At 69.8% G+C, this 25893-nt stretch carries 19 protein-coding genes; 12 read left to right on the forward strand and 7 right to left on the reverse strand.

Going from position 1 to position 25893, the window contains the following annotated elements; genetic code table 11:
- Positions 1-59: 59 nt before the first annotated feature.
- Complete coding sequence (locus tag CNE_RS25575; RefSeq protein WP_013953193.1) at positions 60-1040, forward strand: Bug family tripartite tricarboxylate transporter substrate binding protein; 981 nt, start codon at positions 60-62, stop codon at positions 1038-1040.
- Between the two features lie 10 nt (positions 1041-1050).
- Here the strand turns inward: CNE_RS25575 and CNE_RS25580 are convergent, their stop codons facing one another.
- Together CNE_RS25580 and CNE_RS25585 are read right to left on the reverse strand one after the other, a co-directional pair.
- The gene (locus CNE_RS25580; RefSeq protein WP_013953194.1) at positions 1051-1881 is read right to left on the reverse strand and encodes an IclR family transcriptional regulator; all 831 of its coding nucleotides are present in this window, start codon (positions 1879-1881) and stop codon (positions 1051-1053) included.
- Positions 1878-2705, reverse strand: coding sequence for an IclR family transcriptional regulator (locus CNE_RS25585; protein WP_013953195.1), 828 nt, complete (start codon positions 2703-2705; stop codon positions 1878-1880). Before CNE_RS25585 ends, CNE_RS25580 begins: the two co-directional genes overlap by 4 nt.
- A gap of 318 nt (positions 2706-3023) precedes the next feature.
- Here CNE_RS25585 and CNE_RS25590 point away from each other — a divergent pair, with 318 nt between their 5' ends.
- From CNE_RS25590 to CNE_RS25605, 4 genes are all read left to right on the forward strand, one after another.
- The gene (locus CNE_RS25590; protein WP_013953196.1) at positions 3024-3983 is read left to right on the forward strand and encodes an MBL fold metallo-hydrolase; all 960 of its coding nucleotides are present in this window, start codon (positions 3024-3026) and stop codon (positions 3981-3983) included.
- 49 nt (positions 3984-4032) lie between these two features.
- Positions 4033-5757: an FAD-dependent oxidoreductase gene (locus CNE_RS25595; protein WP_013953197.1), complete on the forward strand. Its 1725-nt coding sequence runs from the start codon at positions 4033-4035 to the stop codon at positions 5755-5757.
- 31 nt (positions 5758-5788) lie between these two features.
- Positions 5789-6013 (forward strand): DUF2783 domain-containing protein, encoded by a 225-nt coding sequence (locus CNE_RS25600; protein WP_013953198.1) that lies wholly within the window; start codon positions 5789-5791, stop codon positions 6011-6013.
- A gap of 141 nt (positions 6014-6154) precedes the next feature.
- A complete protein-coding gene (locus tag CNE_RS25605; protein ID WP_013953199.1) occupies positions 6155-7513 on the forward strand; it encodes an MFS transporter in 1359 nt (452 codons plus the stop codon).
- A gap of 55 nt (positions 7514-7568) precedes the next feature.
- On the opposite strand, the gene CNE_RS25610 is transcribed toward CNE_RS25605, so the two are convergent.
- Positions 7569-7877 carry a hypothetical protein gene (locus CNE_RS25610; protein ID WP_010814535.1) on the reverse strand — a complete coding sequence of 103 codons (309 nt, stop codon included), beginning with the start codon at positions 7875-7877 and terminating at the stop codon, positions 7569-7571.
- Between the two features lie 173 nt (positions 7878-8050).
- Between CNE_RS25610 and CNE_RS25615 the strand changes: the two genes are divergently transcribed.
- On the forward strand, positions 8051-8272 hold the full coding sequence (locus CNE_RS25615; RefSeq protein ID WP_010814536.1) for a DUF2188 domain-containing protein: 222 nt from the start codon (positions 8051-8053) through the stop codon (positions 8270-8272).
- Between the two features lie 65 nt (positions 8273-8337).
- Positions 8338-9153, forward strand: a complete 816-nt coding sequence (locus tag CNE_RS25620; RefSeq protein ID WP_013953200.1) for an erythromycin esterase family protein — start codon at positions 8338-8340, stop codon at positions 9151-9153.
- Here CNE_RS25620 and CNE_RS25625 read toward each other — a convergent pair.
- The 4 genes from CNE_RS25625 to CNE_RS25640 form a co-directional block, all read right to left on the reverse strand.
- Complete coding sequence (locus tag CNE_RS25625) at positions 9147-9713, reverse strand: BON domain-containing protein (RefSeq protein ID WP_013953201.1); 567 nt, start codon at positions 9711-9713, stop codon at positions 9147-9149. The two genes, CNE_RS25620 and CNE_RS25625, sit on opposite strands and share 7 nt — an antisense overlap.
- A 44-nt stretch (positions 9714-9757) precedes the next feature.
- The gene (locus tag CNE_RS25630) at positions 9758-10900 is read right to left on the reverse strand and encodes a flavodoxin family protein (protein WP_080569598.1); all 1143 of its coding nucleotides are present in this window, start codon (positions 10898-10900) and stop codon (positions 9758-9760) included.
- 151 nt (positions 10901-11051) lie between these two features.
- Positions 11052-11495, reverse strand: coding sequence for a PA2169 family four-helix-bundle protein (locus CNE_RS25635; protein WP_013953203.1), 444 nt, complete (start codon positions 11493-11495; stop codon positions 11052-11054).
- 37 nt (positions 11496-11532) lie between these two features.
- The gene (locus tag CNE_RS25640; RefSeq protein ID WP_041228657.1) at positions 11533-11904 is read right to left on the reverse strand and encodes a hypothetical protein; all 372 of its coding nucleotides are present in this window, start codon (positions 11902-11904) and stop codon (positions 11533-11535) included.
- A gap of 342 nt (positions 11905-12246) precedes the next feature.
- Between CNE_RS25640 and CNE_RS25645 the strand changes: the two genes are divergently transcribed.
- From CNE_RS25645 to malQ, 5 genes are read left to right on the forward strand one after another with little or no spacing between them, the layout of a single operon-like run.
- Entirely contained in the window at positions 12247-15663 is a 3417-nt protein-coding gene (locus CNE_RS25645) for an alpha-1,4-glucan--maltose-1-phosphate maltosyltransferase (protein WP_041228658.1), read from the forward strand.
- Positions 15664-15684: 21 nt separating this feature from the next.
- Positions 15685-19047, forward strand: coding sequence for a maltose alpha-D-glucosyltransferase (treS, locus tag CNE_RS25650; RefSeq protein ID WP_013953206.1), 3363 nt, complete (start codon positions 15685-15687; stop codon positions 19045-19047).
- Complete coding sequence (glgB, locus tag CNE_RS25655) at positions 19044-21314, forward strand: 1,4-alpha-glucan branching protein GlgB (RefSeq protein WP_013953207.1); 2271 nt, start codon at positions 19044-19046, stop codon at positions 21312-21314. The genes treS and glgB overlap by 4 nt, the downstream gene beginning before the upstream one ends.
- Positions 21311-23545 (forward strand): glycogen debranching protein GlgX, encoded by a 2235-nt coding sequence (gene glgX, locus CNE_RS25660; RefSeq protein WP_013953208.1) that lies wholly within the window; start codon positions 21311-21313, stop codon positions 23543-23545. Before glgB ends, glgX begins: the two co-directional genes overlap by 4 nt.
- Positions 23542-25791 carry a 4-alpha-glucanotransferase gene (gene malQ, locus CNE_RS25665; protein WP_013953209.1) on the forward strand — a complete coding sequence of 750 codons (2250 nt, stop codon included), beginning with the start codon at positions 23542-23544 and terminating at the stop codon, positions 25789-25791. Before glgX ends, malQ begins: the two co-directional genes overlap by 4 nt.
- The last annotated feature ends 102 nt before the right edge of the window (positions 25792-25893 follow it).

The raw sequence follows: 25893 nt of genomic DNA on the forward strand, positions 1-25893 counted from the left end.
CGGCACTGCGACACACTGACGGCCATTCCATCGCACCAGATCACAGAAAGGAGACAGCGATGCAAGGTTGGATCAGGCGTGCAGCCGCGGGGCTGGTATTTGCGTTCACGGCCACGGCCGCCGGTACCGCGCTGGCGGACTATCCCGACAAGCCAGTGCGGCTGGTGGTGCCCTTCCCGCCGGGCGGCGCCACCGACCTGCTGGCGCGCGAGATCGGCAACGCGCTGTCGGCGCGGCTGCACCAGCCGGTGGTGATCGACAACCGGCCCGGCGCCGGCGGCAACCTGGCGGCCATTGCGGTGGCGCGGGCCCCGGCCGACGGCTATACGTTGCTGTTCGGCACCTTTGGCTCGCTGGCGGTCAACAAGAGCCTCTATGACAAGCCTGGCTACGATCCGCTGAAGGATTTCGCACCGGTGGCTTCGGTCGCCTACCTGCCCAACGTGCTGGTGGTGCATCCCAGCGTGCCGGCGCGCACTGTGCAGGAGCTGCTGGCGCTGGCGCGCAAGGAGCCGGGCAAGCTGACCTACGGCTCGTTCGGCAACGGCTCGTCGTCGCACCTGGCGGGCGAGCTGTTCACCCACCTGGCGGGTGTCAATATCACGCACATTCCTTACAAGGGCAGCGCCGCGTCGATGACCGACCTGATCGGCGGGCGCATTACCATGATGTTCGACAGCGTCTCGACCGCGCTGCCGTATATCCGCGACAACCGCGTGCGCGCGCTGGCGGTGACCACGCAGAAGCCCTCTGACCAGCTCCCCGGCGTGCCCACGCTGGCCGCCGCCGGCGTGCCCGGGTACGAGCTGACCGCGTGGTTTGGCGTGGTCGCGCCGGCCGGCACGCCCAAAGCCGTGATCGACCGCCTCAACGGCGAGATCGTGGCGGCGCTGAAGCAGCCGGACCTGGCCGCCAGGCTCGCCAGCCAGGGCACCGTGCCCTTCCCCGCCACGCCGGCCCAGTTCGGCAGCTATATCCGCGCGCAGTACGAGAAGTGGGACAGCCTGATCAAGTCGGCCAATATCAAGCTGGACAACTGATGGCCTGAGTTCAGGCCGTGTCCGGCGCGCCGAAGCGCCACGACAGCCGCCGCGCCGCCTGCCCCACCAGCGCGGCAGTGGCGCCTTCGGTGCGGCTGTCAAAGCTGCCGCTCGACCCCATCACGGCAATCACCAGCGCCAGGCTGCCGGTGTGATCGAACACCGGCGCCGCCAGCGTGTCGATGCCCGGCACCGGGTGGCTCAGCGCATTGTCGAGCCGGGCCGCGCGCACCTGTGCCAGGCGCCCGGCGTAGGCCGGTGCCAGCTTGCCGCCGGGTTCAAGCACTTCCGCCGCGGCGGCGCCGGCCATGCGCAATTCGTCCTTTTCCAGCAGGCCCGCCAGCACGTTGGCTGGCAGGTATGCCGCGGCGGTGCGGCCGATCGCGGTATGGACCAGCGACAGCACCGTGCCCACCCGCAGGCTCACGTGCTGCGGCCGCGCCGATTCCTCCAGCCGGACCACCGTGGGCCCCAGCGGCCCCAGCACCGCCATGGCCACGCTCAGGCCCGTGGCGCCGGCCAGCTCGACCACCTCCGGTTCCGCCTCGCGCGTCGGCGACAGCCGCTGCAGCGCGATCAGTCCCAGCTCCAGCGCCAGCGGTCCGCACAGGTAGTTGCCCGCGGCGTCGCGCGCCAGCAGGCCGGTCTTCTGCAGGCTGACCAGGTGCGGGAACGCCTTGGCCGGCGGCATGCCCGCGGCCAGCGCCAGGTCGCGCAGCGCCAGCGGCCGGCCGGCAGCCACCAGCGCTGCCAGCAGCTGGCCGGTGCTGTCCAGCGACTGGATGCCGCGCTGCGGCTTGCTGCCTTCCAGGTCTTGTTGGGCTTCTGTCGCGCGGGTCATGCCGTGCGCTCCTGTTCATCGCGCAGCGCGGCGCCGATGTCCGTCGCCGCGGCCAGCAGGGCCTGCGCCGCCGCGCCGCGCCAGTCCACGTCGATGGCACCGGTCGATCCCACCAGCGTCAGCACCAGTCGCAGCACGCCAGCGGCGTCGAGCACCGGCACGCTGAGGCTGCTGACGGCCGGGCTGGGCGTGTCGATGCTGCGCTCGATGCCGCGCTCTCGGATCTCTCCCAGGCTGGCGCTGAAGGCGGCCAGGTCGGACCCGGTCGCGCCCGGCTGCTGCGCGCGCCACAGCGGCTGCCACAGTGCCGGCGGCTGGAAGGCACAGAACACGCGCCCGGTGGCCGTGGCGGCCAGTGCCATCACCGTGCCCACGTGCAGGTTGACATGCAGCGGCGCGCTGGCCGGCACATAGCGCACGATGGTCGGGCCCTGCGGCCCGGCAATACTGATTGCCACGCTGAAGCCAGACGCCTGCGCCAGCGCATCCACCCGGGGCTGCGCGGCGCGCCAGGCGGCGTCCTGCTCCAGGTGCAGCATGCCCAGCTGCAGCGACAGCGGACCGGGCTCGTAGCGGCCGGAGAGGTGGTCGCGCTTGATCAGGCCGAGGCGCGTCAGGCTGACCAGGTAGGCATGCGCCTGGGCCGGCGCCAGCTGCGCCGCCTCGGCCAGCGCGGCCAGCGGCATTGGCGCGCGCGCGGCGGCCAGCGCCGCCAGCAGGCGCCCGCCCACCTCCACGCTCTGGATGCCGCGCTGCGCCTTGTCTGCGCGCGCAGCGGGCTCGCCCGCCTGCGTTCCTGCTTCCCCAGCCTTGCGCCTGGCCATTGCCATCCTGTGTGATCGGAAAACCCGGATATTAATCGAACGCCTCCCCTTGCCGTGCACACAGGGGTTTACCCGCATGACTCTGACCTGCTTCCGATGGCGCTCGCGGCACGTCCAAGTAATTTGTCATAGGCTAATCATTTAGCTATTGATTAATTTTCCAACGTTTCCTAAGATGGCACTACCCCGTCCGAACACGGCGACCCACGTCGTGAGACATCCATAGAAACGGGGGCGAGACAGCCCGCGCGGCCAGCGCAACGCAGCCACGTGCCCCGACCGGTGCCGTCTCGCCTCCCCACACAAAGGAAAGACGCCATGTCCAAGGCATTCGCATCGCAGGCCGACCTGGAAGCCAAGCAGGTCACCTTCACCCAGCTGTCAGAGAACGCCTGGGCCTACACCGCCGAAGGCGATCCCAATTCGGGCGTGGTCATTGGCGACGACGGCGTGCTGATCGTCGACACCACCGCCACGCCGGCCATGGCGCAGGACCTGATCGCCCGCATCCGCACCATCACCGACAAGCCCATCAAGTACGTGGTGCTGTCGCACTACCACGCGGTGCGCGTGCTGGGCGCGTCGGCCTACTTTGCCGAGGGCGCGCAGCAGGTCATCGCCAGCCGCGGCACCTACGAGATGATCGTCGAGCGCGGCGAGGCCGACATGAAGTCCGAGATCGAACGCTTCCCGCGCCTGTTCGCCGGCGTCGAAACCGTGCCCGGCCTGACCTGGCCGACGCTGGTGTTCGAGAAGGAAATCACGCTGTTCCTGGGCAAGCTGGAAGTGCGCATCGCCCACCTGGGCTCGGGCCATACCAAAGGCGATACCGTGGTCTGGCTGCCGCAGCAGAAGGTGCTGTTCTCCGGCGACCTGGTCGAATACGACGCTGCCTGCTACTGCGGCGACGCCCAGCTGGAAGACTGGCCGGCCACGCTGGACGCGCTGCAGGCACTCAAGCCGGAAAAGCTGGTGCCCGGCCGCGGCCCCGCGCTGACCACGCCGGAGGAAGTGAAGAAGGGCATCGCCTACACCAAGGACTTCGTCACCACGCTGTTCCAGGCCGGCAAGGAAGCCGTGGCCGAGAAGCTCGACCTGAAGGCCGCGATGGCGCACACCCGGCGCGCGATGGACCCCAAGTTTGGCCAGGTCTTTATCTACGAGCACTGCCTGCCCTTCGACGTCTCGCGCGCCTATGACGAGGCCAGCGGTGTCCGCCACCCGCGCATCTGGACCGCCCAGCGCGACCAGGAAATGTGGGCCGCACTGCAGGACTGACCTCCAAAAAGAATAAGTCGGGCAACAAGCTATGGATGGAGACACAGGCATGAGCAGCATCGATTACCAGCGGCTGTCGTTCGAGTACCAGCCCTGCGCCGAGCAACAGAAAGGGGCCGATCCGGCCATCCACCCGGTCGTCGTGGTCGGCGCCGGGCCGATCGGCCTGGCCACCGCCATCGACCTGGCACAGCGCGGCGTGCGCGTGGTGCTGGTGGATGACGACTGCACGCTGTCCACCGGTTCGCGCGCAATCTGTTTTTCCAAGCGCACGCTGGACATCTTCGACCGGCTGGGCTGCGGCGAGCGCATGGTCGACAAGGGTGTGCGCTGGCACGTCGGCAAGGTGTTCCTGCGCGACCAGCAGGTCTACAGCTTCGACCTGCTGCCCGAGAGCGGCCACCGCCGCCCGGCCTTCATCAACCTGCAGCAGTACTACGTCGAAGGCTACCTGCTGGAGCGCGCGCAGGCGCTGCCCAATATCGAGATCCGCTGGCGCAACAAGGTGGTCGGGCTGGAGCAGCGCGGCACGCCAGAGGCCGGCGTGGTGCTGACCATCGAGACGCCTGAAGGCTGCTACCCGCTGGGGGCGCGCTACGTGGTGGCCGCCGACGGTTCGCGCAGCCCGATGCGCAAGCTGCTGGGCCTGGACAGCAAGGGCCGCACCTTCCACGACCGCTTCCTGATTGCCGACGTGAAGATGGAAGCGGATTTCCCGAGCGAGCGCTGGTTCTGGTTCGACCCGCCCTTCCACCCCAACCAGTCGGTGCTGCTGCACCGCCAGCCGGACAACGTCTGGCGCATCGACTTCCAGCTCGGCTGGGACGCCGACCCGGTGCTGGAGAAAACACCTGAGCGCGTGATCCCGCGGGTGCAGGCGCTGCTGGGCAAGGACGTGAAGTTCGAGCTGGAATGGGTCAGCGTCTATACCTTCTCCTGCCTGCGCATGGACAGCTTCCGCCACGGCAACATCCTGTTCGCCGGCGATGCCGCGCATGGCGTGTCGCCGTTCGGCGCGCGTGGCGCCAACAGCGGCATCCAGGACGCCGAGAACCTGGCCTGGAAGCTGGCCTATGTGCTGCAGGGCCATGCCTGCGACAAGCTGCTGGACACCTACGCCAGCGAGCGCGAATACGCCGCCGACGAGAACCTGCGCAACTCCACCCGTTCCACCGACTTCATCACGCCCAAGAGCGCGGTCAGCCGCGTGTTCCGCGATGCGGTGCTGACGCTGTCCAGGCGCCATGCGTTTGCGCGCACCCTGGTCAACAGCGGGCGGCTGTCGGTGCCCGCGGTGCTGCAGGACTCGCCGCTGAACACCGCTGACGACGCCCAGGGCTATGCCTGCAAGCTGGTGCCCGGCACGGTCTGCTGCGACGCGCCGGTATCCGGGGCGCAGGGCGCGGGCTGGCTGCTGTCGCACCTGGGCGGGGACTTCACGGTGCTGCTGTTCGGCAACCCTGACGCCATCGACGCGGGCACGCTCGCCGACCTCGCCGCGCTGAAAGACAGCGGCGTGCCGCTGCAGCTGGTCTACGTGACCGACGCCGCGCAGCCGGCGGTGACCTGCACCAATGCCACCGTGCTGCGCGACGACAAGGGCCTGGCCGCCGCGCGCTACGGTGCCACGCCCGGCACCTGCTACCTGATCCGCCCGGACCAGCATGTCTGCGCCCGCTGGCACCGCCCCGACCCGGCCGCGATCCGCGCCGCGCTGGCGCGCGCCACCGGCGCCGACCTGCGCGCCCCGCAGCCCGGCCGCATGGCCGCCTGAGACCGGCCAGACCTGCACCGCGGAGACTCCCATGCCCAATACGCTCAACACCCAACCCAACCTGGCGCGGCCCGACGACTTCTACGAAGCGCTGATCGAGATGCACCGCGACCTCGACGAGGCGCAAAGCCAGGCCGCCAATGCGCAGCTGATCCTGCTGCTGGCCAACCATATCGGCGACCACGATGTGCTGCTGGCCGCCATGGCCGCCGCGCGCGAAGGCGTGACTGAAATGCCGGCCGCCACGCCCGCCTGACCTGATACAGGCGCGGCACCGCCGCGCCTGTCCTGCTCTTTTCCCAGCACCATCCCGGGCCAACGCGCGCAAGACGCTGCCCGCTGGCGGAACCCTCCGGCTGCCCGCCGCCGCAGCCACCACTGTACGGAGACAACGTTCATGAGCCATCCGGTCTCAGGGGATCTTTCGTCCCTATCCAGCCTGACGTCCCCCACCCTGCCCCCCGCCGCACTGGCTGCGCACGATGAAGATGCGCTCTACCGCAAGGTCTGGCTGCGCATCATCCCGTTCCTGTTCATCTGCTACGTGGTGTCGTTCCTGGACCGCATCAACATCGGCTTCGCCCAGTTGCAGATGAAGCACGACCTGGGCTTCAGCGACGCCATGTACGGCTTGGGCGCCGCTGTCTTCTACGTCGGCTACGTGCTGTGCGAAGTGCCCAGCAACATGCTGCTGGCGCGCTTTGGCGCGCGGCGCACGTTCACGCGCATCATGGTGCTGTGGGGCCTGGCCTCGGTGGCGATGATGGCCGTCTCCACCCCAACGCAGTTCTATACGCTGCGCTTCCTGCTGGGCGTGTTCGAAGCCGGCTTCTTCCCCGGCATCGTGCTCTACCTGACCTACTGGTTCCCGGCGCGCCGCCGTGCCGCGGTGATGGCGATCTTCTTTGCCGGCGTGGCGGTGGCGGGTGTGCTGGGCGGGCTGGTGTCCGGCTGGATCATGCGCGACATGGCCGGCGTGCTCGGCCTGCAGGGCTGGAAGTGGATGTTTGCGATCGAGGGCGCGCCCGCAGTGCTGCTGGGCCTGGTGGCCGCGCGCTACCTGGTGGATGGCCCGCAGCAGGCCAGCTGGCTAACCGACGGCGAACGCGCCCACCTGGCGCGCGACACCGCCGCGCAGGCACATGCCGGCGGCCATTCGCTGCACGCGTTGCGGCAGGTGCTGAGCAACCCGCGCGTGTACCTGTTCGCCTTTATCTATTTTTCGCTGACCTGTGGTTCGCTGGCGCTGAGCTTCTGGATGCCGCTGATGATCCGCGACTTCGGCATCACCGACGTGATGTCGATCAGCCTGTATTCGGTAGTGCCCAATGCCGTGGGCGCGGTCGGCCTGATCCTGATCGCGCGCCATTCCGACCGCACCGGCGAGCGCCACCGCCACTTCCTGCTGTGCACGGCAGGCGGCGCGCTGGCCCTGGCGGCGCTGACGCTGCACCTGCCCAGCCTGGCGGTCATGCTGGCCATCCTGTCGGTGGCCGCGGTGCTGATCTTTGCCGCGCTGCCGGTGTTCTGGTCGCTGCCGCCCAGCTACCTGCCGGGCGCGGGCACGGCCGCCGGCATCGCCTTCATCAGCAGCATTGGCATCACCAGCGGCATCGTCAGCCCGTGGGTGATCGGACAGATCAAGACCCAGACCGGAAGCCTGGACAATGCCCTCTACCTGCTCGCGGCGCTGCTGCTTGCCAGCGGACTGGCCATGTGGCTGGGTGTGCCAAGGCAGCCCGCGCGGCCGGCCTGAACCGGGCCGCAGGCGTCTTCAAAACCGGAATGTCCGCACCCGCGGGGTGCGGCGTTCAGTGGGATCGGCCGCAGGGGATGACGGAGGCGATTTCCTCGCGCATCACCTCAACCACGTCGTCGATCTCCAGCCCTTCGGCCGTCACCAGCACGTCCTGTCCGCGGCCGATCGCGTAGACCACGCCGCGCCAGCGGCCGGGCTCGACGGCCTCGCACAGGCGGATATTGAATTCGGTGTCCTGATCCTGGCTATACACCGTCACCAGGTCGCCCACCTGGGGAGTGCGCACCGCTTCTCCGTCGAACGCCCGGGCCACCACGGTCACCGGCGACTGCGTCAGCCCCCTGGCAAATCTTGCACGCATGGTCCGCTCCTCTTTTTGCGATCCAAGTCCAGCTTACAAGAGGCCGCACAAATAACCAGGGATTTCCATCGAAAAGTGGAACCTGATGCCCTTTGCGGCTGTCAGACGGCGCCGGATAGACAGCGCGAACAGATGCGCCACAATGAAAGCACCGAGTGTCGAGGAGACCCAACATGGGCAGCAACATACACGTCGTGCCGCATGACGAAGGCTGGGATGTGATCCACGAGGGTGCGCGCTATGCGGAATCGCACCACGCCACCCAGGAAGAAGCCGTTGCGGCCGGTACCACGAAGGCGCAGAGCGAGCATGTCGAGCTGCTGATCCACGGCCGCGACGGCCAGATCCGCTCGCGCAGCAGCTTCGGCCACGATCCGCGCACCATTCCGGGCTGATCCCCGGCCACCCCGTCAGGCCCCGCAGAGGACTCCGGCGCTGTTATCCCGGATACCGATGCGACATGCCACACCACCGGGCTGACCCCCACGCCGCCGCCGCGATTGCGGCTGCGGCGGTTCCGTTACCGCCCATCGACGACCCGGCGGCGAGCCCATTCTGCGGTCCGTTTGCCAATGCCACCGGCGTGCTGGCCGATATGCTGGCCCGACACCGCGTGGTGCTGCTGGGCGAGAGAACGCATGGCACCAGCGATTTCTATCACGCCCGCGCTGCGCTGACGGCGCACCTGGTGGCCCGGCACGGCTTCCGCATCATCGCGGTCGAGGCAGACTGGCCAGATGCCGCGGCAGTCGACCGCCACGTGCGCGGCCGCCCGCCACTGCCAGCCGAATCGCCCGGCGCAGCCTTTACACGCTTCCCGGTCTGGATGTGGCGCAACCTGGAGGTGGCGCGCTTTATCCGCTGGCTGCACACGCACAATGAAGCGTTGGCGCCTGCGCAGCGCGCTGGATTCTTCGGCCTGGATATCTACAGCCTGCGCGCTTCCATGGCCGCAGTGCTGGCCTACCTGGAGGGCGTAGATCCGCAGGCCGCCCGAGCGGCGCGCGAGCGCTATAGCTGCCTGGAACCGTGGGGCAGGGATCCGGCGCGCTATGGGCGCGCCGTGCTGCACGGCACGCATGCCGACTGCGAGGATGCCGTCGTCGCACAGTTGCAGGCGCTGCTGGACAAGCGGCTGGCCTATGCCCGGGCGGGCCACGAGGACTTTCTCGATGCCGCGCAGAACGCGCGCCTGGTCGCCTCAGCCGAGCGCTACTACCGTGTGATGTACCACGGCAGCGACGACAGCTGGAACCTGCGCGACACACCTCAGTAGATGCGCATGCCGTGGCCCGGATGCGCTTGCGCTGCGGCCGTCCGCGCCACGTGCAAGTGGTTGACCAGATCCTTCACGCCGAAGATCTCGTCGGCAATATCCTCGATCCGATACTTCTGCAGCCGGTCCGGCACACTGCCCTCCAGCGTCACCACGCCCTGCTCGACCCGGACTTCGACATCGCTCAGGTCCAGCCGCGCGCTGCGCGAGAGCTGCTCGCACAGGTCTTCGAGAATGCGCTCGTCCGTGCGCTGGTAGTTGCGCGGCCCCACCGGCCGCGCCCGCTGCGGCCCGCCCCGGTAGAGATCCATACGCTCGTTGTAGCCAGTGAACTGGCGGTAGGGATCGGCCAGGCCCCGCGTGCGCGGCGCCGGCGCGTCCGGCGGCATGCGCTCCGGCCGCCATTCCCGCGCCCCGCGGCGCCCGCCAGACTCGCCCGGATCCACTGGCTGGTCATAGTCGTAGACCCCGTAGGCGCCCATATAGTGGCTGCGCATATCGGCTTCAGGCACGGCGCTCTCATGCCATGGCTGGCCGCGCCAGTTGTCTCTGCGATCCATCGTCGTCTCCGCTAGCCCCGATTCGTCAGTCCGTCTGCATCCCGCTACTTCTGCCGCGGCGGCACCAGCCCGCGGTCCGGCGCGCGCAATTCGCCCTTGCGCAACTGCCGCACCGCACACGCGAGCGCGCGCGCCACGTTGTCCACTTCGCCCTGTACGCCAGGGTCTTCGTCCAGTGCCACGTGGCTGGTGGCATAGGGCTCGTAGTAGCCGATATACCGGTCCAGCCGCGCCTGCGGGCCCGCATCGATCAGGCCCATCCAGTCCAGCCAGTCGGCCAGCGCGCGGCGCACGCCCTCGGTGCCGGCCACGTCGCCGTGCACCACCAGCCCGTAGGCGCGCCCGGACAGGTGCTTGGGATAGTCCCAGCCGGACAGCTCCAACGCCTTGGCGCGCACCACGTCCTTGCCATGCGTGCTGGTGGGGTCGGGATTGCCGCCGTCGGCACAGACCAGCCGGTCCATCATCAGCTTCAGCGGACTGGCAGCCTGGTACCAGTACACGGGCGTCACGATCAGCACGCCGTGGCAGGCCGCCCAGCGCGGATAGATTTCGTTCATCCAGTCGTTGACCTGGCCCAGCGCATGGTTGGGATAGCAGCTGCACGGCCAGTGGCATAACGGCATTGCCGTCGACACGCACGCCTTGCACGGATGGATGCGCAGGTCGGCATCTGAAGCGAGCAGGCTCAGGTCGAGCAGATCGACCTCGATGCCGTCCGCCTCCAGCCGTTCCCGTGCGCGCCCGGCCAGGCGCCAGGATTTCGACATCTCGCCCGGGCAGGTGTAGTCGTTGCGCGCCGCGGCGCACACCAGCAGCACGCGCGATGGCGTGGCGGGATCGGCCTGGCGCTGCTGAGCGCTGCGCACGGCCTCGCTGGCGGCGCGCCACTCGTCGGAGAGTTCATAGTCCGGATCGGCATGGCCAGGCCCGGCCTTATGTGTCCGGGGTGCCTTGCGGCCTTCCTGATAGGCATACCAGGCGATGCGTTCGAGACGGTCCAGCGCCTCATCCTCCTGCCGGTATGCGGGATCCGTGAAGCGCGCAAGAAAGCGCTGGCGGAAAGTGTCGCGCGGCAGCGGGGTGGTCACCTGTCCCTTGCGCACATCTTTCGGGTTGCCGTGATGGCGCGGCGCACGCGGCGCATCCTGCGATGGCCGGGCTGGCTTGGGCGGCTGCTCGGGCATGACGGTCTCCGTACGGGATGCATGTCCCGCAGACATGCAAGATGAGCGCCATCCCCGGGCGGCATGCATTGCGCGCGGCGCCCTGCGTGGCGGCCGGCCGCGCGTGCAATTCGTTCGTTGCCTTGTAAGAAATGCGGTCTCGGGCCGGCGGCTACGGGCTTGCCGGCGGCGTCCGGTACTGCTGCTGCAGCACGCGAAACAGCTCGTGGCTGACCTGCACCCCACGGTACTGGCGGCGCACCACGGCGCGCAGGCGCGCGCCCAGCACCTGCGCGCGCAGGGCCCGCGCATAGCGCCGCTGCACGGCGTGCTCGCGCTTGCTGACCGCTTGCAGGATGGACCGGTCCGAGCCGTGCTTGCCGATGGCGCGTCCGGCCGACGCAGCCGAAGCTGCCGTCATGTCGGGCAGCTGCCCCAGGTCAAGCAGGCACGCCTGCAGTTCCCGCGCCGCTTGCGCAAACGCATTGGCGCGGCTGGTGAGCAGCGATTTCAGGTGGGGATTGGCGGCGGCCAGCGCTGCGCCGCGGCAGCCAAGCTCGCCTTCGCGCGATGCCGCAATCAGCGCATTGAGCAACAGGATCTTCTTCTTCGCCATGACACACCTGCCCTGGTCCGCGCGCGGACCCGTGAAGTCACCGATCGGGGCCGGCTGCCGCCGGCGGTTGCTCGCTCGCGCCGGACGTGCGCCGCACACCGGGCTCGTGCAAGGATAGCGGCTCGTCCCGCGCGCCGCCAGTGGCGGCAAGCGCGCGGTGCGAGGCGGGCGGCCACGCCTTGCGGGCCTCGCGCGTGCCGCGCAGGTTCATCGCGATCAGCGCCAGCTGCAGGACGACCAGCGCGTAGGCGCCGCCGTGCCAGCCCCAGGCAATCCACAGCACGTTGCTGGCAAGGAAGACCCAGAAGCCGGCCCGCCGGCGCGCGGTCCGGCGTGAGCCGACCAGCCAGGTGGCCACCACCGTCACCACCATCGCCGGCCATTGCGCTGCCTCCAGCCACCAGTCCATGCGTCTCCTTCCGCGGCCTTCCCACCGTGCCGGGAACCACACGCGCTGCCCAACAGGGGCAAGAAGCGTACCGGCGGGGACACCGCGCTTCATCGGCCCCACTGCCCTGCGCGTTCTTTCCATCGGCACGGCGCGCACCGGTAGTTTTTACAAGCAGTACGGCATCGCGCACATGAGGTGCCGCGGCGCTTGCCCTTGAGGGGCCTTGGCCGGGCGCGCAATGGCGACTGGCCGGGCGCGCTGGCACGCACTTCGCATGGCTGTGCCATCCCGCCGGCGTGCCGCGAGGTGCCGGACCGGGATTTTTGTTGCTCCGTCGGAGCGAAACACCGGGAGGACTTTGTGCGGATCTGCCAGATCGACCTGACCGGAACGCCCGATGCCGATGAACACGCGCTCCAGCGCGTGGCGGCACTGGGCTTCGACCACGTACTGATCGGCGGCTGGCCGCACCTGCCCGGCGAAGACGCTTTCGCAGCTTGCGCCCGGCACGGGCTGGCCCCGCTGCTCGACATTTCACTGGACCGCTATGCGGCCGACCCCGCCGACGGCGCCGGGCCAGCACCCGACCTTGCCTGGATCGACAGTGCGACGCCAGCCTTCGCCCCACACGAGACCGACAGCCACATCCCCGGCGCGCGCCTGCGCTGGCGTGACCAGCGCGCGTCCGACGCGTTGGTGCAGTGGTGGGCGGCACGGCTGCGCCAGGCCTGGGAGGCAGGCGCGGCGGGCTTCTGCTGCCGTGCGCCGGCACGAGTGCCCGGCCGGCATTGGGCCGCGCTGACCGGCACGTTGCGCAGCGATGCGGTGCCGGCACAGGCGCGCGGTGCACCGTGCTTCCTGGCGTGGACGCCAGGCCTGACGCCGGCGCAACTGGATGACCTGGCGCCCGCCGGCTTCGACGCTGCCTTCTGCTCGCTGCCATGGTGGGATTTTCGCAGCCCCTGGCTGACCGAGGAGTTCGCGCGGCTGCGCCCGTTTGGCCGGGTGCTTGCCGCCCCCGCGCTGACGCCGGCAAGCCATGACGCGCTCAGCGCGCGGCGTGCGCTGTGGACCGCCGCGGCGATCGGCGACGGCATCCTGGTGCCGGCCGGCTTCGAGACCGGCGGCGCGCTGGCACGCGACCCGCTGGCCGCGGATGGCGCCGTGCATCAGGGTGCGCCGTACGACATCACCCATGAGCTTCTGGAAACCAATACCTGGCTGGCTGCGCGCGATCCGACACCGGCCCTCGCCGTGCGGCTGCTGAGCGGACCCGACGCGCCGCTGACGGTGCTGGCACGGCTGCCTGTGCCGAACGGCGCCTGCGCCCCGCCCGACGCGGCAGGCAACCGTAGCGACCCTGCGGTACCCGATGGCGCCGCCGCCCTGGCAGTGGTACTCAATCCGGATCCCGCAGCGCCGGGCACGCTGGGCGCCGACCGCGTGCTGAGCGCGCTGCCGCACGCCAGCGCACACCTGGAATCGTCACTGGGTGGCCCGGGCGGGACGCTCGATGCCAACCACCGGCTCGATGCGCTGGCCAGCATCACGCTGGCGCCCGCCGATATCCGCCTCTATGAAGTGCCGCCGGTGCCCCTGACGCGGCCCGGCATGCCGGCCGCCGACGCGCGCGCGCCGCACGGCCATGAAACGCTGGCCGCCACCGGCCTGGGCAGCGTGGTGGCGGCGATGGAGGCCCCGCGTATCGCCATCGAGCACGTCGAGCCCGCCTGCAACGAAGGCCGCTTCGCCGTGCGGCGCGTGGTGGGCGAGCGCGTGACCGTCAGTGCCGATATCTGGATGGATGGCCACGACAAGCTTGCCGCCGCGGTGTTGTGGCGTGCGCCGGGCGAGACTGGCTGGCACGAAGCGCCGATGCAGCCCGTGATCAACGACCGCTGGGAAGGCAGCTTCCCGCTGGTAGCGCTGGGCCGGCATGAATTCACGGTCGAGGCCTGGCGCGACACCTTCGCCAGCTGGCTCGACGAGATCGGCAAGAAGCGCGCGGCCGGCCTCAACGTGGCACTGGAGATCGAGGAAGGCGCGCGGCTGGTGGCCGATGCGCTGCTGCAGCCTGCCAGGAACGGGAAGCAGGGCAATGGCAGCAAGGACAACCGGAAAGTACCCACGAACAGCGAGCTCTCAGCCATCGTCGACGAACTGACCACCGCTGCCGGCGATGACGCCCGCCGGCAGGAGATCCTGCTGTCGCCACGCACGGCGGCCACGATGCAGGCAGTGATGGCAACCCCGGCGGGGCGCCCGTTTGCCTCGCGTCATCCGGTGGCCATGCCGGTTGAGGCCGATCGCCTGGCCGCGCGCTACGCCAGCTGGTACGAGCTGTTCCCGCGTTCGCAAAGCAACGACGAGACCCGCCACGGCACCTTCGACGATGTCATCGCCAGGCTGCCCGCCATTCGCGCGATGGGCTTCGACGTGCTTTACTTCACGCCGATCCACCCGATCGGACGCACCCACCGCAAGGGCCGCAACAACAGCCTGCGTGCCGAGCCGGGCGATCACGGCAGCCCCTACGCCATCGGCGGCAAGGAAGGCGGCCACGATGCGCTGCATCCCGAGCTCGGCACCTTTGAAGACTTCCGCCGCCTGCGCGACGCGGCGGCCAGACATGGCCTGGAGCTAGCACTGGACTTCGCCATCCAGTGCTCGCCCGACCATCCGTGGCTGCGCGACCACCCGGAATGGTTCGCACACCGCCCCGACGGTTCGCTGCGCTATGCCGAGAACCCGCCCAAGAAATACGAGGACATCGTCAACGTCGACTTCTACGCCGCCCCGCCGGCGGGCGCCGCGCTATGGCAGGCCCTGCGCGACGTGGTGATGTTCTGGGCCGACCAGGGCGTGCGCATCTTCCGCGTGGACAACCCGCACACCAAGCCGCTGCCGTTCTGGGAGTGGATGATCGCCGACGTGCGCGCGCGCCACCCCGACACCATCTTCCTGGCCGAGGCCTTCACCCGGCCGAAGATGATGGCGCGGCTGGCCAAGCTGGGCTTCAGCCAGTCGTACACGTACTTCACCTGGCGCAATGCCAAGTGGGAGCTGACCGAATACCTGACCGAGCTGACGCAAAGCCCGCTTCGCGACTTCTTCCGGCCGCACTTCTTCGTCAACACACCTGACATCAACCCCTACTTCCTGCACCAGGGCGGTCGCCCCGCGTTCCTGATCCGCGCGGCGCTGGCCACGCTGCTGTCGGGGCTGTGGGGCATGTACAGCGGCTTCGAGCTGTGCGAGAGCGCGCCCTTTGTGCTGAACGGCAAGGTGCGCGAGGAATACCTTGATTCCGAGAAATACCAGCTGCGCGTGCGCGACTGGCAGCAGCCCGGCAATATCGTTGCGGAAATCTCACGGCTCAACGAGATCCGCGCCGGGCACCCGGCGTTGCAGAACCACCTGGGGCTGCGCTTCTACCATGCCGGCAGCGACGCGGTGCTGTGGTTCGCGCGCTTCATGCCGGGCACCGACTACCTGTTCGGCGACGACGTGCTGCTGGCCGCAATCAACCTGGACCCGCACACGGCGCACGAGGCCGATATCGAAATCCCGTTGTGGGAATGGGGGCTGCCCGACCAGGCCGGCCTGGCGGTGCACGACCTGATGCAGGGCCGGCGCTTCGAGCTGCGCGGCAAGCTCCAGCGCATCCGGCTGGATCCGGCGCAACTGCCCTTCACGGTCTGGCATGTGCGCCCGCTGGAGCGTCCCGCTCCCCGCCCACCCGTAGCGCCGGCCTCGACCGACCCGCACGGCGCCTGACAGGGATACGTGGAGACACGGATGAAACGCCTTACCGAAACCGGCAGTGCCGCCCTGCTCAACGCCGATCCGCTCTGGTACAAGGACGCGATCATCTACCAGCTCCACATCAAGTCCTTCTACGACGCCAACGGCGACGGCGTGGGCGATTTTGCCGGGCTGCTGGCCAAGCTCGACTACCTGGTCAACCTGGGTGTGGACACGGTCTGGCTGCTGCCGTTCTATCCGTCGCCGCGACGCGACGACGGCTACGACATCGCCGACTACCGCAACGTCCACCCCGACTACGGCACGCTGGCCGAGGCGCGCCGCTTTATCGCCGCGGCGCACGCGCGCGGACTGCGCGTGATCACCGAGCTGGTGATCAACCACACCTCCGACCAGCATCCATGGTTCCAGCGCGCGCGCAACGCCAAGCCCGGCTCGGCGGCGCGGCGCTACTACGTGTGGTCGGACCATGACCAGGCCTACGCCGGCACCCGCATCATCTTCTGTGACACCGAGAAGTCCAACTGGAGCTGGGACCCGGTGGCGGGCGCCTACTTCTGGCACCGCTTCTACTCGCACCAGCCGGACCTGAACTTCGACAACCCGCAGGTGCTCAACGAGGTGCTGTCGGTGATGCGCTACTGGCTCGACATGGGCGTCGACGGGCTGCGCCTGGACGCGGTGCCCTACCTGGTCGAGCGAGAAGGCACCAGCAACGAGAACCTGCCCGAGACCCATGCCGTCATCCGCCATATCCGCGCCCACCTGGACGCGCGCTTCCCCGGCCGCATGCTGCTGGCAGAAGCCAATATGTGGCCTGAGGACGCGCAGCAGTACTTCGGCCTGACCGGCCCGGAGCCGGAAGGCGACGAATGCCACATGGCCTTCCACTTCCCGCTGATGCCGCGCATGTACATGGCGATCGCGCGCGAAGACCGCTTCCCGATCACCGACATCATGCGCCAGACGCCGGAGGTGCCGCCCAACTGCCAGTGGGCCATATTCCTGCGCAACCATGACGAACTGACGCTGGAGATGGTGACCAGCAGCGAGCGCGACTACCTGTGGGAGGTCTACGCCACCGACCGGCGCGCGCGCATCAACCTGGGCATCCGCCGCCGGCTGGCGCCGCTGATGGAGCGCGACCGCCGCCGCATCGAGCTGATGAACAGCCTGCTGTTCTCGATGCCGGGCACGCCGGTGATCTACTACGGCGACGAGATCGGCATGGGTGACAACATCCACCTGGGCGACCGCGACGGCGTGCGCACGCCGATGCAGTGGTCGCCCGACCGCAACGGCGGCTTCTCGCACGCCGACCCCGAGCGGCTGGTGCTGCCGCCGCTGCAGGGGCCGCTGTACGGCTACGAGGCCGTCAACGTCGAGGCGCAGGCGCGCGACCCGCATTCGCTGCTGAACTGGATGCGGCGCATGCTGGCGCTGCGGCGCAAGCACCGTGCCTTCGGCCGCGGAGCGCTGCGCTTCCTGTTTCCCGGCAACCGCAAGATCCTGGCCTACCTGCGTGAATACGAGGGCGAGCACATCCTGTGCGTGGCCAACCTGTCGCGCGCGCCGCAGGCGGTGGAGCTGGACCTGTCTGCCTTCAACGGCCGCGTGCCGGTGGAGATGATGGGCGCCACGCCGTTCCCGGCCATCGGCACGCTGACCTACCTGCTGACGCTGCCGCCCTATGGCTTCTACTGGTTCGTGCTCAGCGACGAGGCACAGCCGCCGTCGTGGCACGTGGAGGCGCCTGAGCAGATGCCAGACCAGATCACCCTCGTGATGCAGAACATTGGCCGGCCGGAGCTGACCGACGCCTCGCGCCGCATCATGGCCAGCGATGTGCTGCCGCACTACATCGGCCGGCGCCGCTGGTTCGGCGCCAAGCACGAGCGCATTGAGCGCATCGACCTAGCCTATATGTTGCCATTTGCGCGCGGCAGTAGCGGCGAAGATGTCTACCTGGGTGAGGTCGAGGTGGTCCTGCCTGGCCGCACCGAACGCTACCAGCTGCCGCTGGGCATCCTGTGGGACCGGGAGAGCGCCGACAGCGTGTCGCAGCTGGCACACGGCCTGTCGATGGCGCGCGTGCGCCAGGGCAGCCGCGTGGGGCTGGCCACCGACGGTTTCGTGGTCGAGCCCTTTGCGCGCGAGGTGGTGCGCGCGCTGCGCAATGACGTGCAGATGCACGCCGGGAACGACATCATCCACTTCCGCGCCGAGCCCGGCCTGGCCGCGCTGGAACTGGAACTGGAGCGCGCCCCGATCGAATACATGTCGGCCGAGCAGTCCAACAGCTCGCTGTCCTACAACAACACCGCCGTGCTCAAAATGGTGCGCCGGGTCTCTGGCGGCATCCACCCCGAGGCCGAGATGACGCGCTACCTGACGGCGCAGGCTTATGCCCACGCGGCGCCGCTGCTGGGCGAGGTGGTGCGCACCGGGCCAGATGGCGTGCCGCATACGCTGATGCTGCTGCAGGGCTATGTCCTGAACCAGGGCAATGGCTGGGACTGGACCCTGGACTACCTGGGCCGCGCCATCGATGACGCGCTGCCCGCGCAGGAGAGCGAGGACGAGTTTGCCGAGGCCATGAACGGCTACGCCGCGCTGGCTGGCACGCTCGGCCGCCGGCTGGCCGAGCTCCATGCGGTGCTGGCACGGCCCACCGGCGACGACGCCTTCGCGCCGTTGCCGGCCACCGAAAGTGATGCGCGCGCGTGGCGGGCAAGCCCTGGTGCGCTGCAGCGCGCGCTGACGCGGCTGGAGCCTCTGCCCGCCACCGTGCCGGGACCGGTGCGCCAGGCCTGCGAGACCGACGTGCAGACCCTGATGGCCGCGCGCGACGCGCTGCCCGCACTGGTCGAACAGCTCTCCGCCGCCGCGCCTGGCAGCCTGCAGACGCGCATCCACGGCGACTTCCACCTGGGCCAGGTGCTGATTGCGCAGAGCGACACCTACCTGGTCGACTTCGAGGGCGAGCCCGGCCTGCCGCTGGACTGGCGCCGGCGCAAGACCTCGCCGTTGCGCGATGTGGCCGGGCTGCTGCGCTCGCTGGACTACGCTGCGGCCACGGTCGGCACCGACCGCCAGGAGCGCACCCACAGCGAACTGCCGCCGCAGCTGGCCGAACGCCGCGCGCTGCTGCTGGAGCGCTTCCGTACCACCGCCAGCGAAGCCTTCCTGAACTGCTACCACCAGCACATGCAGGACTCGGGCACACCCTGGGTCGCGCCCGGCCAGCTGCAGCCGTTGCTGGACCTGTTCCTGCTGGAACGGGCGGCCTATGAGGTCGACTACGAAGCCGCCAACCGCGTGGCGTGGATCGACCTGCCGGTCAGCGGCCTGGCGCGCCTGCTGCGCAAGCTGCTGGCGCCGGGAGACCAGCCATGACCCCCGCCCATGGTACGAAGCCTGGCATGCTGCCGGTCCACGAGCTCGAGGCCTTGCTCGGTGCCCGCCACCATGACCCGTTTGCCGTGCTGGGTCCGCACCCTGACGGCGACGGCACGCTGGTGCGCGTCTGCCTGCCGGGGGCGACGTCGGCGCAGCTGACCGATGCGGGCGGCACGCCACTGGCGGAGATGGCGCTGCTGCACGGCGGCGGCGTCTTCGCCGCGCGGCTGCCACGCGAATACAAGGGCAGTGCGCCCGATTACCGGCTGCGCGTGCAATGGTCCGACGGCACCGGGCAGTGCAGCGCCGACCCTTACGCCTTTGGCCTGCTGCTGGGCGAACTGGACCTGCACCTGATCGCCGAGGGCCGCCACTTCGAGCTGGGCGCCTGCCTGGGCGCGCAGTGGCAGCGCGTGGACGGCATCGACGGCGTGCGCTTTGCCGTGTGGGCGCCGAACGCGCAGCGGGTCTCGGTGATCGCTGACTTCAACGGCTGGCACCCGGCGCGGCACCCGATGCGGCTGCGACACCCCAGCGGCATCTGGGAGCTGTTCATCCCCGCCGCGCTGGGCGCGCAGCCCGGCAGCCGCTACAAGTACGACCTGCTCGACCCGCACGGCACCGAGCTGCCGGACAAGGCCGACCCGCTCGCGCTGGCCACCGAGGCACCCCCGGCCACCGCCTCGATGGTGACCGGACCGGACCAGGGCGCGCCCCCCTTCGCCTGGCATGATGCCGACTGGATGGCGCGCCGCAGCGCCGCTGATCCCTATGCCGCGCCGATGTCAGTCTATGAAGTCCATGCCCTGTCGTGGCTGCAGGCGGCCAACGACCCGCAACGCGGCTGGGACATCCTGGCCGAGAGGCTGGTGCCGTACGTGCAGGAACTGGGCTTTACCCATATCGAGCTGCTGCCGATCACCGAGCACCCGTTTGGCGGCTCCTGGGGCTACCAGCCGCTGTCACTGTACGCACCCACCGCGCGGCTGGGGCCGCCGCAGGCCTTCGCCGCATTTATCGACCGATGCCACCAGGCCGGCATCGGCGTGATCCTGGACTGGGTGCCCGCGCACTTCCCGACCGATCCGCACGGGCTGGCGCGCTTCGACGGCACCGCGCTCTATGAGCACGAGGACCCGCGCGAAGGCTTCCACCAGGACTGGAACACCCTGATCTACAACCTCGGCCGCAACGAGGTGCGCGGCTTCCTGCTGGCCGGCGCGCTGCACTGGCTGGAGCACTTCCACGCCGACGGCCTGCGCGTGGACGCGGTCGCATCCATGCTCTACCGCGACTATAGCCGCGAGCCCGGCCAATGGGTGCCGAACCGCTTCGGCGGCCGCGAAAACCTGGAAGCCGTCGACTTCCTGCGTGAACTGAACGCCGTGGTCCACGAACGCTGCCCCGGTGCGCTGACCATCGCCGAAGAATCCACCGCGTGGCCCGGCGTAACCGCCAGCGTCTCCAGCGGCGGGCTTGGCTTCGACTTCAAGTGGAACATGGGCTGGATGCACGACACGCTGCATTATCTCGGGCACGAGCCCGTCCATCGCGCCTGGCACCACCAGGACATGACCTTCGGGCTGGTCTATGCGTGGTCCGAGGCCTTCGTGCTGCCGCTGTCGCATGACGAGGTGGTGCACGGCAAGGGCTCGATGATCGGCAAGGTGCCCGGCGACGAGTGGCAGCGCTTTGCCGGCCTGCGCGCCTACTACGGCTTCATGTGGGCGCACCCGGGCAAGAAACTGCTGTTCATGGGCGGCGAGCTGGCGCAGTGGCAGGAATGGAACCACGATGCCGAGCTTGACTGGGCCTTGCTGGACCACCCCATGCACCGCGGCGTGCACACGCTGGTGCGTGACCTGAATCGCCTCTACCGCGAGCTGCCTGCGCTGCATGCGCTGGATCACCGCCCGGAAGGCTTCCATTGGGTAGTGGGCGACGACAACCACAACAGCGTGTTCGCGTGGCTGCGCCGCGCGGGCCCATACAGCCGCGAGGTGGTACTGGTTGTGGTCAACATGACCCCGGTGCCGCGCCATGGCTACCGGCTCGGGGTGCCGTACGCCGGTGCCTGGCAGGAATGCCTGAATACCGATGCCGCCGTGTATGGCGGCAGCAATGTCGGCAACGGCGGCGCGGTAGCGGCAGTGGACGTGCCTTCGCACGGGCAGCCGGCTTCGCTCGCGCTGACGCTGCCGCCGCTGGCCACGCTGGTGCTGCGCTTCGATCCGGGTGGCGGCATCCAGGGCGCATCGCCATGAGCCGCCAGTTCGCGGACCGGCTGCTGCCGGGCAAGCCGTATCCCCTCGGGGCCCACTGGGACGGCCTGGGGGTCAATTTCGCGGTGTTCTCGGCCCATGCCTCGCGCATCGACCTGTGCTTGTTCTCCGACAACGGGCGCAAGGAGCTGGCGCGCCTGCGGCTGCCGGAATGCACCGACGAGATCTGGCACGGCTACCTGCCCAATGCGGCGCTCGGCACGCTGTACGGCTACCGCGCGCACGGCCCCTACGATCCCGCGCACGGCCACCGCTTCAACCCGCACAAGCTGCTGCTGGACCCGTATGCGCGCCAGTTGAGCGGCCCGGTGCGCTGGTCCGATGCGCTGTTCGGCTACCGCCTGCAAAGTGCGCGCGGCGACCTGACACCGGACCGCCGCGACAGCGCCCCCACCATGCCCAAGGCGGTGGTGGTCGACGAAAGCTTCCACTGGGGCGACGACCGCCCGCCCGCGGTGCCGTGGCCGTCCACGGTCATCTATGAAGCCCACCTGCGGGGCCTGTCGATGCTGCGCGACGACCTGCTGCCCAACCTGCGCGGTTCCTTCGCCGCGCTGTGCGACCCGCGCTTTATCGACCACCTGGTGCAGCTCGGCATCACCACCGTCGAGCTGCTGCCGGTCCACGCCATCCTGCAGGACCGCTTCCTGCTGGAGCGCGGACTGCGCAACTACTGGGGCTACAACACCATGGCGTACTTCGCGCCCGAGCCCGCCTACCTGGGCACCGGACAACTGCAGGAATTCAAGGTGGCGATGCGGCGCCTGCACGCGGCCGGCATCGAAGTGATCCTGGACGTGGTCTACAACCATACCTGCGAGGGCAACGCGCTGGGGCCGACGGTGTCGTGGCGCGGGCTGGACAACGCCAGCTACTACCGGCTGGTGCCGGGCGACGAGCGCCACTACATCAACGACACCGGCTGCGGCAATACGCTCAACCTGTCGCATCCGCGCGTGCTGCAGATGGTGATGGACTCGTTGCGCTACTGGGTGCAGTGCTACCACGTCGATGGCTTCCGCTTCGACCTGGGCACCACCCTCGGGCGCGAGGGCAATGGCTTCGATGCGGGCTCGGGCTTTTTCGATGCGCTGATGCAGGACCCGGTGCTGAGCCGCGTCAAGCTGATCTCCGAGCCGTGGGACCTGGGCCCGGGCGGCTACCAGCTTGGCAACCACCCGCCCGGCTTTGCCGAGTGGAACGACAAGTTCCGCGACGTGGCGCGCCGCTTCTGGCGCGGCGACGCCGGCCACCGCGGCGAACTGGCGGCGCGGCTGGCGGCCTCGGCCGACCTCTTCGACCGCCGCCACCGGCGCCCGTGGGCCAGCATCAACTTCATCACCGCGCACGACGGCTTCACGCTGGCCGACCTGGTCAGCTACAGCAACAAGCACAACGAGGCCAACGGCGAAGACAACCGCGACGGCACCGACGACAATGCCAGCGCCAACTGGAGTCCCGACGGCAGCGTCGAAGGCCCCACCGACGACCCCGCCATCCTGGCCTGCCGCGCGCGCGTGGCGCAGGCGCTGATGGCCACGCTGCTGCTGTCGCAGGGCACCCCGATGCTGACCGCCGGCGATGAATGGGGCCGCAGCCAGCAAGGCAACAACAACGCCTACTGCCAGGACGACGAGATCTCGTGGCTGGACTGGAAGCAGGCCCAGACGCCCGGCGCGCAGCCGCTGCAGCACATGGTGCGCCGCCTGCTGGGCCTGCGCCGGCGGCTGCACTCCCTGGCCGGCGACCGCTTCGCGCACGGGCGCGAGGAGCCGGCGCGGGGCATTGCCGATATTGCCTGGTTCGATACAGACGGCAAGCCGCCCACGCCCGAGGAATGGGCCGACCCGGAGATCCGCACGCTCGCGCTGCGGCGCGCGGCAGCGCCGCCCCAACCGGAGCGTGCGCAGCTGGGCTCGCTGGCTCAAGAGGAGGAGACCGATGCCGACACCGTGCAGGTGACCTTGCTGCTGCTCAACGCCGGCGATGCCGATGCCTCCTTCCTGCTGCCCGAGCCCGCGCTGGCCTGGACGCTGCTGTTCGACAGCAGCCGGCCCGACGCCACCGAGGCCGAACTCGCGGGTGAGGCGGTCGCCGACAGCCAGGTGGTGGCGGGCCACTCGCTGGTGCTGCTGGCGGCCCAGGCGCGCAGCCGCCAGAGCGCGCCCCAGGAAAGCCCGCCCCTGGGCGCGCCGCAGGAGGTACAAGCGTGAGCCGGCGCGCCACCCGCCACGACGCGCCCACGCCGCTGCATGCGCTGGCGCTGTGCGCGGGCCTGCTGCCCCGGTGGACGGATGCCTGGAACCAGCCCCAGACTGTCTCCGACGCCGCGCTGCGGCGCGTGCTGGACGGCCTGGGCCTGCCCGGCGCCACCACTGGCCAGTGCGAAGCGTCGCGCGCGTGGCTTGCCTCCGATGACGCCGCGCATGCACTGCCGCCGCTGGTCACCGCCGAGCGCGGCAAGCCGGTGGCGGTGCCGTGGCCGCATACGCTGCCGCAGCGGTCCTACCGCATGACGCTGGAAGACGGCGCCATCGTCACTGGCACCGCGGTGCGTGGCAACCATGACAGCGCGCGCAACAGCGACGGCACCATGCTGCTGCCTGCCATCGACGTATGCGGCTACCACCGCCTGGAACTGGGCGATGCGCACACCGTGCTGGCGATCGCGCCGCCGCGCTGCTACGGCGTTGCCGATGCGCTGCGGCACGCCGGCCGCGCGGGCGAACTGAGCCGGCCCTGGGGCCTGGCAGTGCAGCTCTATGGCCTGCGCCGCGGCGCGCCCTGCGGCATGGGCGACCTGAGCGCGCTGGCGCAGTGCTGCATCAGCGCGGCCGGCGCCAGCGCCGACGCGGTGGCCATCAATCCGCTGCACGCCGGCTTTGCCGCCCTGCCCGAGCGCTATAGCCCGTATGCGCCGTCCAGCCGCCTGTTCCTGAATCCGCTCTATGCCGACCCCGCCGTGCAATTCGGGCAGGCCGCGGTGGACGCGGCCGTCGCCGCGCTCGGCGCGGGCGAGGCGCTGCAAGCGCTGGAAGCCCGCAGCGAGATCGACTGGATCAGGCTGACGCCGCTGCGCTACGCCCTCCTGCGGTGGCTATGGGAGCGCAGCGAAACGCTGCTGCCGCGCGCGGCGCTCGATGACTGCGCCGCCTTTCGCGCGCGCGGCGGCACTGCGTTGCACGCGCACGCCTGCTACGAAGCCATCCAGGCCCGGCGGCTGGCCGACAGCGCCAACGGCATGAACCACAACGCCGCGCCTGACTGGCGCTGCTGGCCGGTCACGCTGCGCTCGCCCGGCGATGCCGCCGTGACGGCCTTTGCACAGGCCCATGCCGATGAGGTCACCTACCACGCTTTCCTGCAATGGATCGCCGCCGACGGCATGGCACGCGCGCAGCGCGCGGCACGCGGCGCGGGCATGGCGGTCGGCATCGTTTCCGACCTGGCGGTGGGCGCCGACCCTGGCGGCAGCCAGGCCTGGACGCGGCAACAGGAGATCCTGGCGGGCTTCCATGCCGGCGCGCCGCCGGACCTGTACAACCCGCTCGGGCAGGACTGGGGCGTGGCGGTGTTCTCGCCGCGCGGGCTGCGCCGCCGCGGCTATGCGGCCTTCCTGGAGATGCTGCGCGCCAACCTGGCCCATGCCGGCGGGCTGCGCATCGACCATGTGCTGGGGCTGGCACGCATGTGGCTGGTGCCGGCCGGTGCCCCGGCCAGCGAAGGCGCCTACCTGCGCTATCCGCTGCAGGATCTGCTGCGGCTGGTGGCGCTGGAATCATGGCGGCACCGCGCGATCATCATCGGCGAAAACCTGGGCACGGTGCCGCCGGAGCTGAATGCGGCGCTGTCGGCCCGTGGCGTGCTGGGCATCGACGTGCTGTGGTTCCAGCGCGAAGAGCGCGCGCCAGCCGATGCCGCGGAGGCAGCTCAGCGGGTGCCCGCCCCTGCGCCCGACGCCGTGCCGGCCTTCCTGCCTCCCGCAGCCTGGCCGCCCGATGCCGTCGCCACCACCTCGACGCATGACCTCCCCACAGTCACCGGCTGGTGGGCCGGCCGTGACCTGGCGTGGCGCGACCGGCTGCACCTGCTGGCGCCCGGCGAAACCCTTGCAGTGATGCAAGCCGGCCGTGCGCGCGAGCGCGGCGCGCTCTGGCAGGCGCTGTGCGAAGCGGGGCTGTGCAGCGGCGCCGTGCCGGGCCCTGCCCATGCCCCGCTCGATGCCGTGCTGGCGTGGCTGGGCACGGCGCGCACCGCCATGCGCCTGGTGCCGCTGGAAGACCTGCTGGGCGAGGCCGAGCAGCCCAACCTGCCCGGCACCACCAGCGTCCATCCCAACTGGCAGCGCCGGCTCGATGCCGATGTACGTGCGCTGTTCGATACCCCGGTGGTGCGGGCGCGGGCTGACGCCTTGCGCGGCGGCCGGCACGGCGCACGCCATCCGCCGCCGCGCGCGTAGCCATCGGTCGCCCGCAATAAGTGCCGCCTGCAAGACCAGCGCCGCGATCTCCCTGCAGGGATTGCTCCATCCACTAAGCTTGACGCACGCACATGCGCAGGA

The organism is Cupriavidus necator N-1, assembly GCF_000219215.1.
Lineage (GTDB): Bacteria > Pseudomonadota > Gammaproteobacteria > Burkholderiales > Burkholderiaceae > Cupriavidus > Cupriavidus necator.

Coding starts and splice junctions, on each gene's coding strand:
- CNE_RS25625 (WP_013953201.1), bottom strand. CDS start 9,713: ATGGATCGCAGAGACAACTGGCGCGGCCAGCCATGGCATGAGAGCGCC.
- CNE_RS25585 (WP_013953195.1), bottom strand. CDS start 2,705: ATGGCCAGGCGCAAGGCTGGGGAAGCAGGAACGCAGGCGGGCGAGCCC.
- CNE_RS25640 (WP_041228657.1), bottom strand. CDS start 11,904: ATGGACTGGTGGCTGGAGGCAGCGCAATGGCCGGCGATGGTGGTGACG.
- CNE_RS25620 (WP_013953200.1), top strand. CDS start 8,338: ATGCCACACCACCGGGCTGACCCCCACGCCGCCGCCGCGATTGCGGCT.
- CNE_RS25580 (WP_013953194.1), bottom strand. CDS start 1,881: ATGACCCGCGCGACAGAAGCCCAACAAGACCTGGAAGGCAGCAAGCCG.
- CNE_RS25630 (WP_080569598.1), bottom strand. CDS start 10,900: ATGCCCGAGCAGCCGCCCAAGCCAGCCCGGCCATCGCAGGATGCGCCG.
- CNE_RS25590 (WP_013953196.1), top strand. CDS start 3,024: ATGTCCAAGGCATTCGCATCGCAGGCCGACCTGGAAGCCAAGCAGGTC.
- CNE_RS25595 (WP_013953197.1), top strand. CDS start 4,033: ATGAGCAGCATCGATTACCAGCGGCTGTCGTTCGAGTACCAGCCCTGC.
- CNE_RS25615 (WP_010814536.1), top strand. CDS start 8,051: ATGGGCAGCAACATACACGTCGTGCCGCATGACGAAGGCTGGGATGTG.
- CNE_RS25605 (WP_013953199.1), top strand. CDS start 6,155: ATGAGCCATCCGGTCTCAGGGGATCTTTCGTCCCTATCCAGCCTGACG.
- treS (WP_013953206.1), top strand. CDS start 15,685: ATGAAACGCCTTACCGAAACCGGCAGTGCCGCCCTGCTCAACGCCGAT.
- CNE_RS25600 (WP_013953198.1), top strand. CDS start 5,789: ATGCCCAATACGCTCAACACCCAACCCAACCTGGCGCGGCCCGACGAC.
- CNE_RS25575 (WP_013953193.1), top strand. CDS start 60: ATGCAAGGTTGGATCAGGCGTGCAGCCGCGGGGCTGGTATTTGCGTTC.
- CNE_RS25635 (WP_013953203.1), bottom strand. CDS start 11,495: ATGGCGAAGAAGAAGATCCTGTTGCTCAATGCGCTGATTGCGGCATCG.
- CNE_RS25610 (WP_010814535.1), bottom strand. CDS start 7,877: ATGCGTGCAAGATTTGCCAGGGGGCTGACGCAGTCGCCGGTGACCGTG.
- glgB (WP_013953207.1), top strand. CDS start 19,044: ATGACCCCCGCCCATGGTACGAAGCCTGGCATGCTGCCGGTCCACGAG.
- glgX (WP_013953208.1), top strand. CDS start 21,311: ATGAGCCGCCAGTTCGCGGACCGGCTGCTGCCGGGCAAGCCGTATCCC.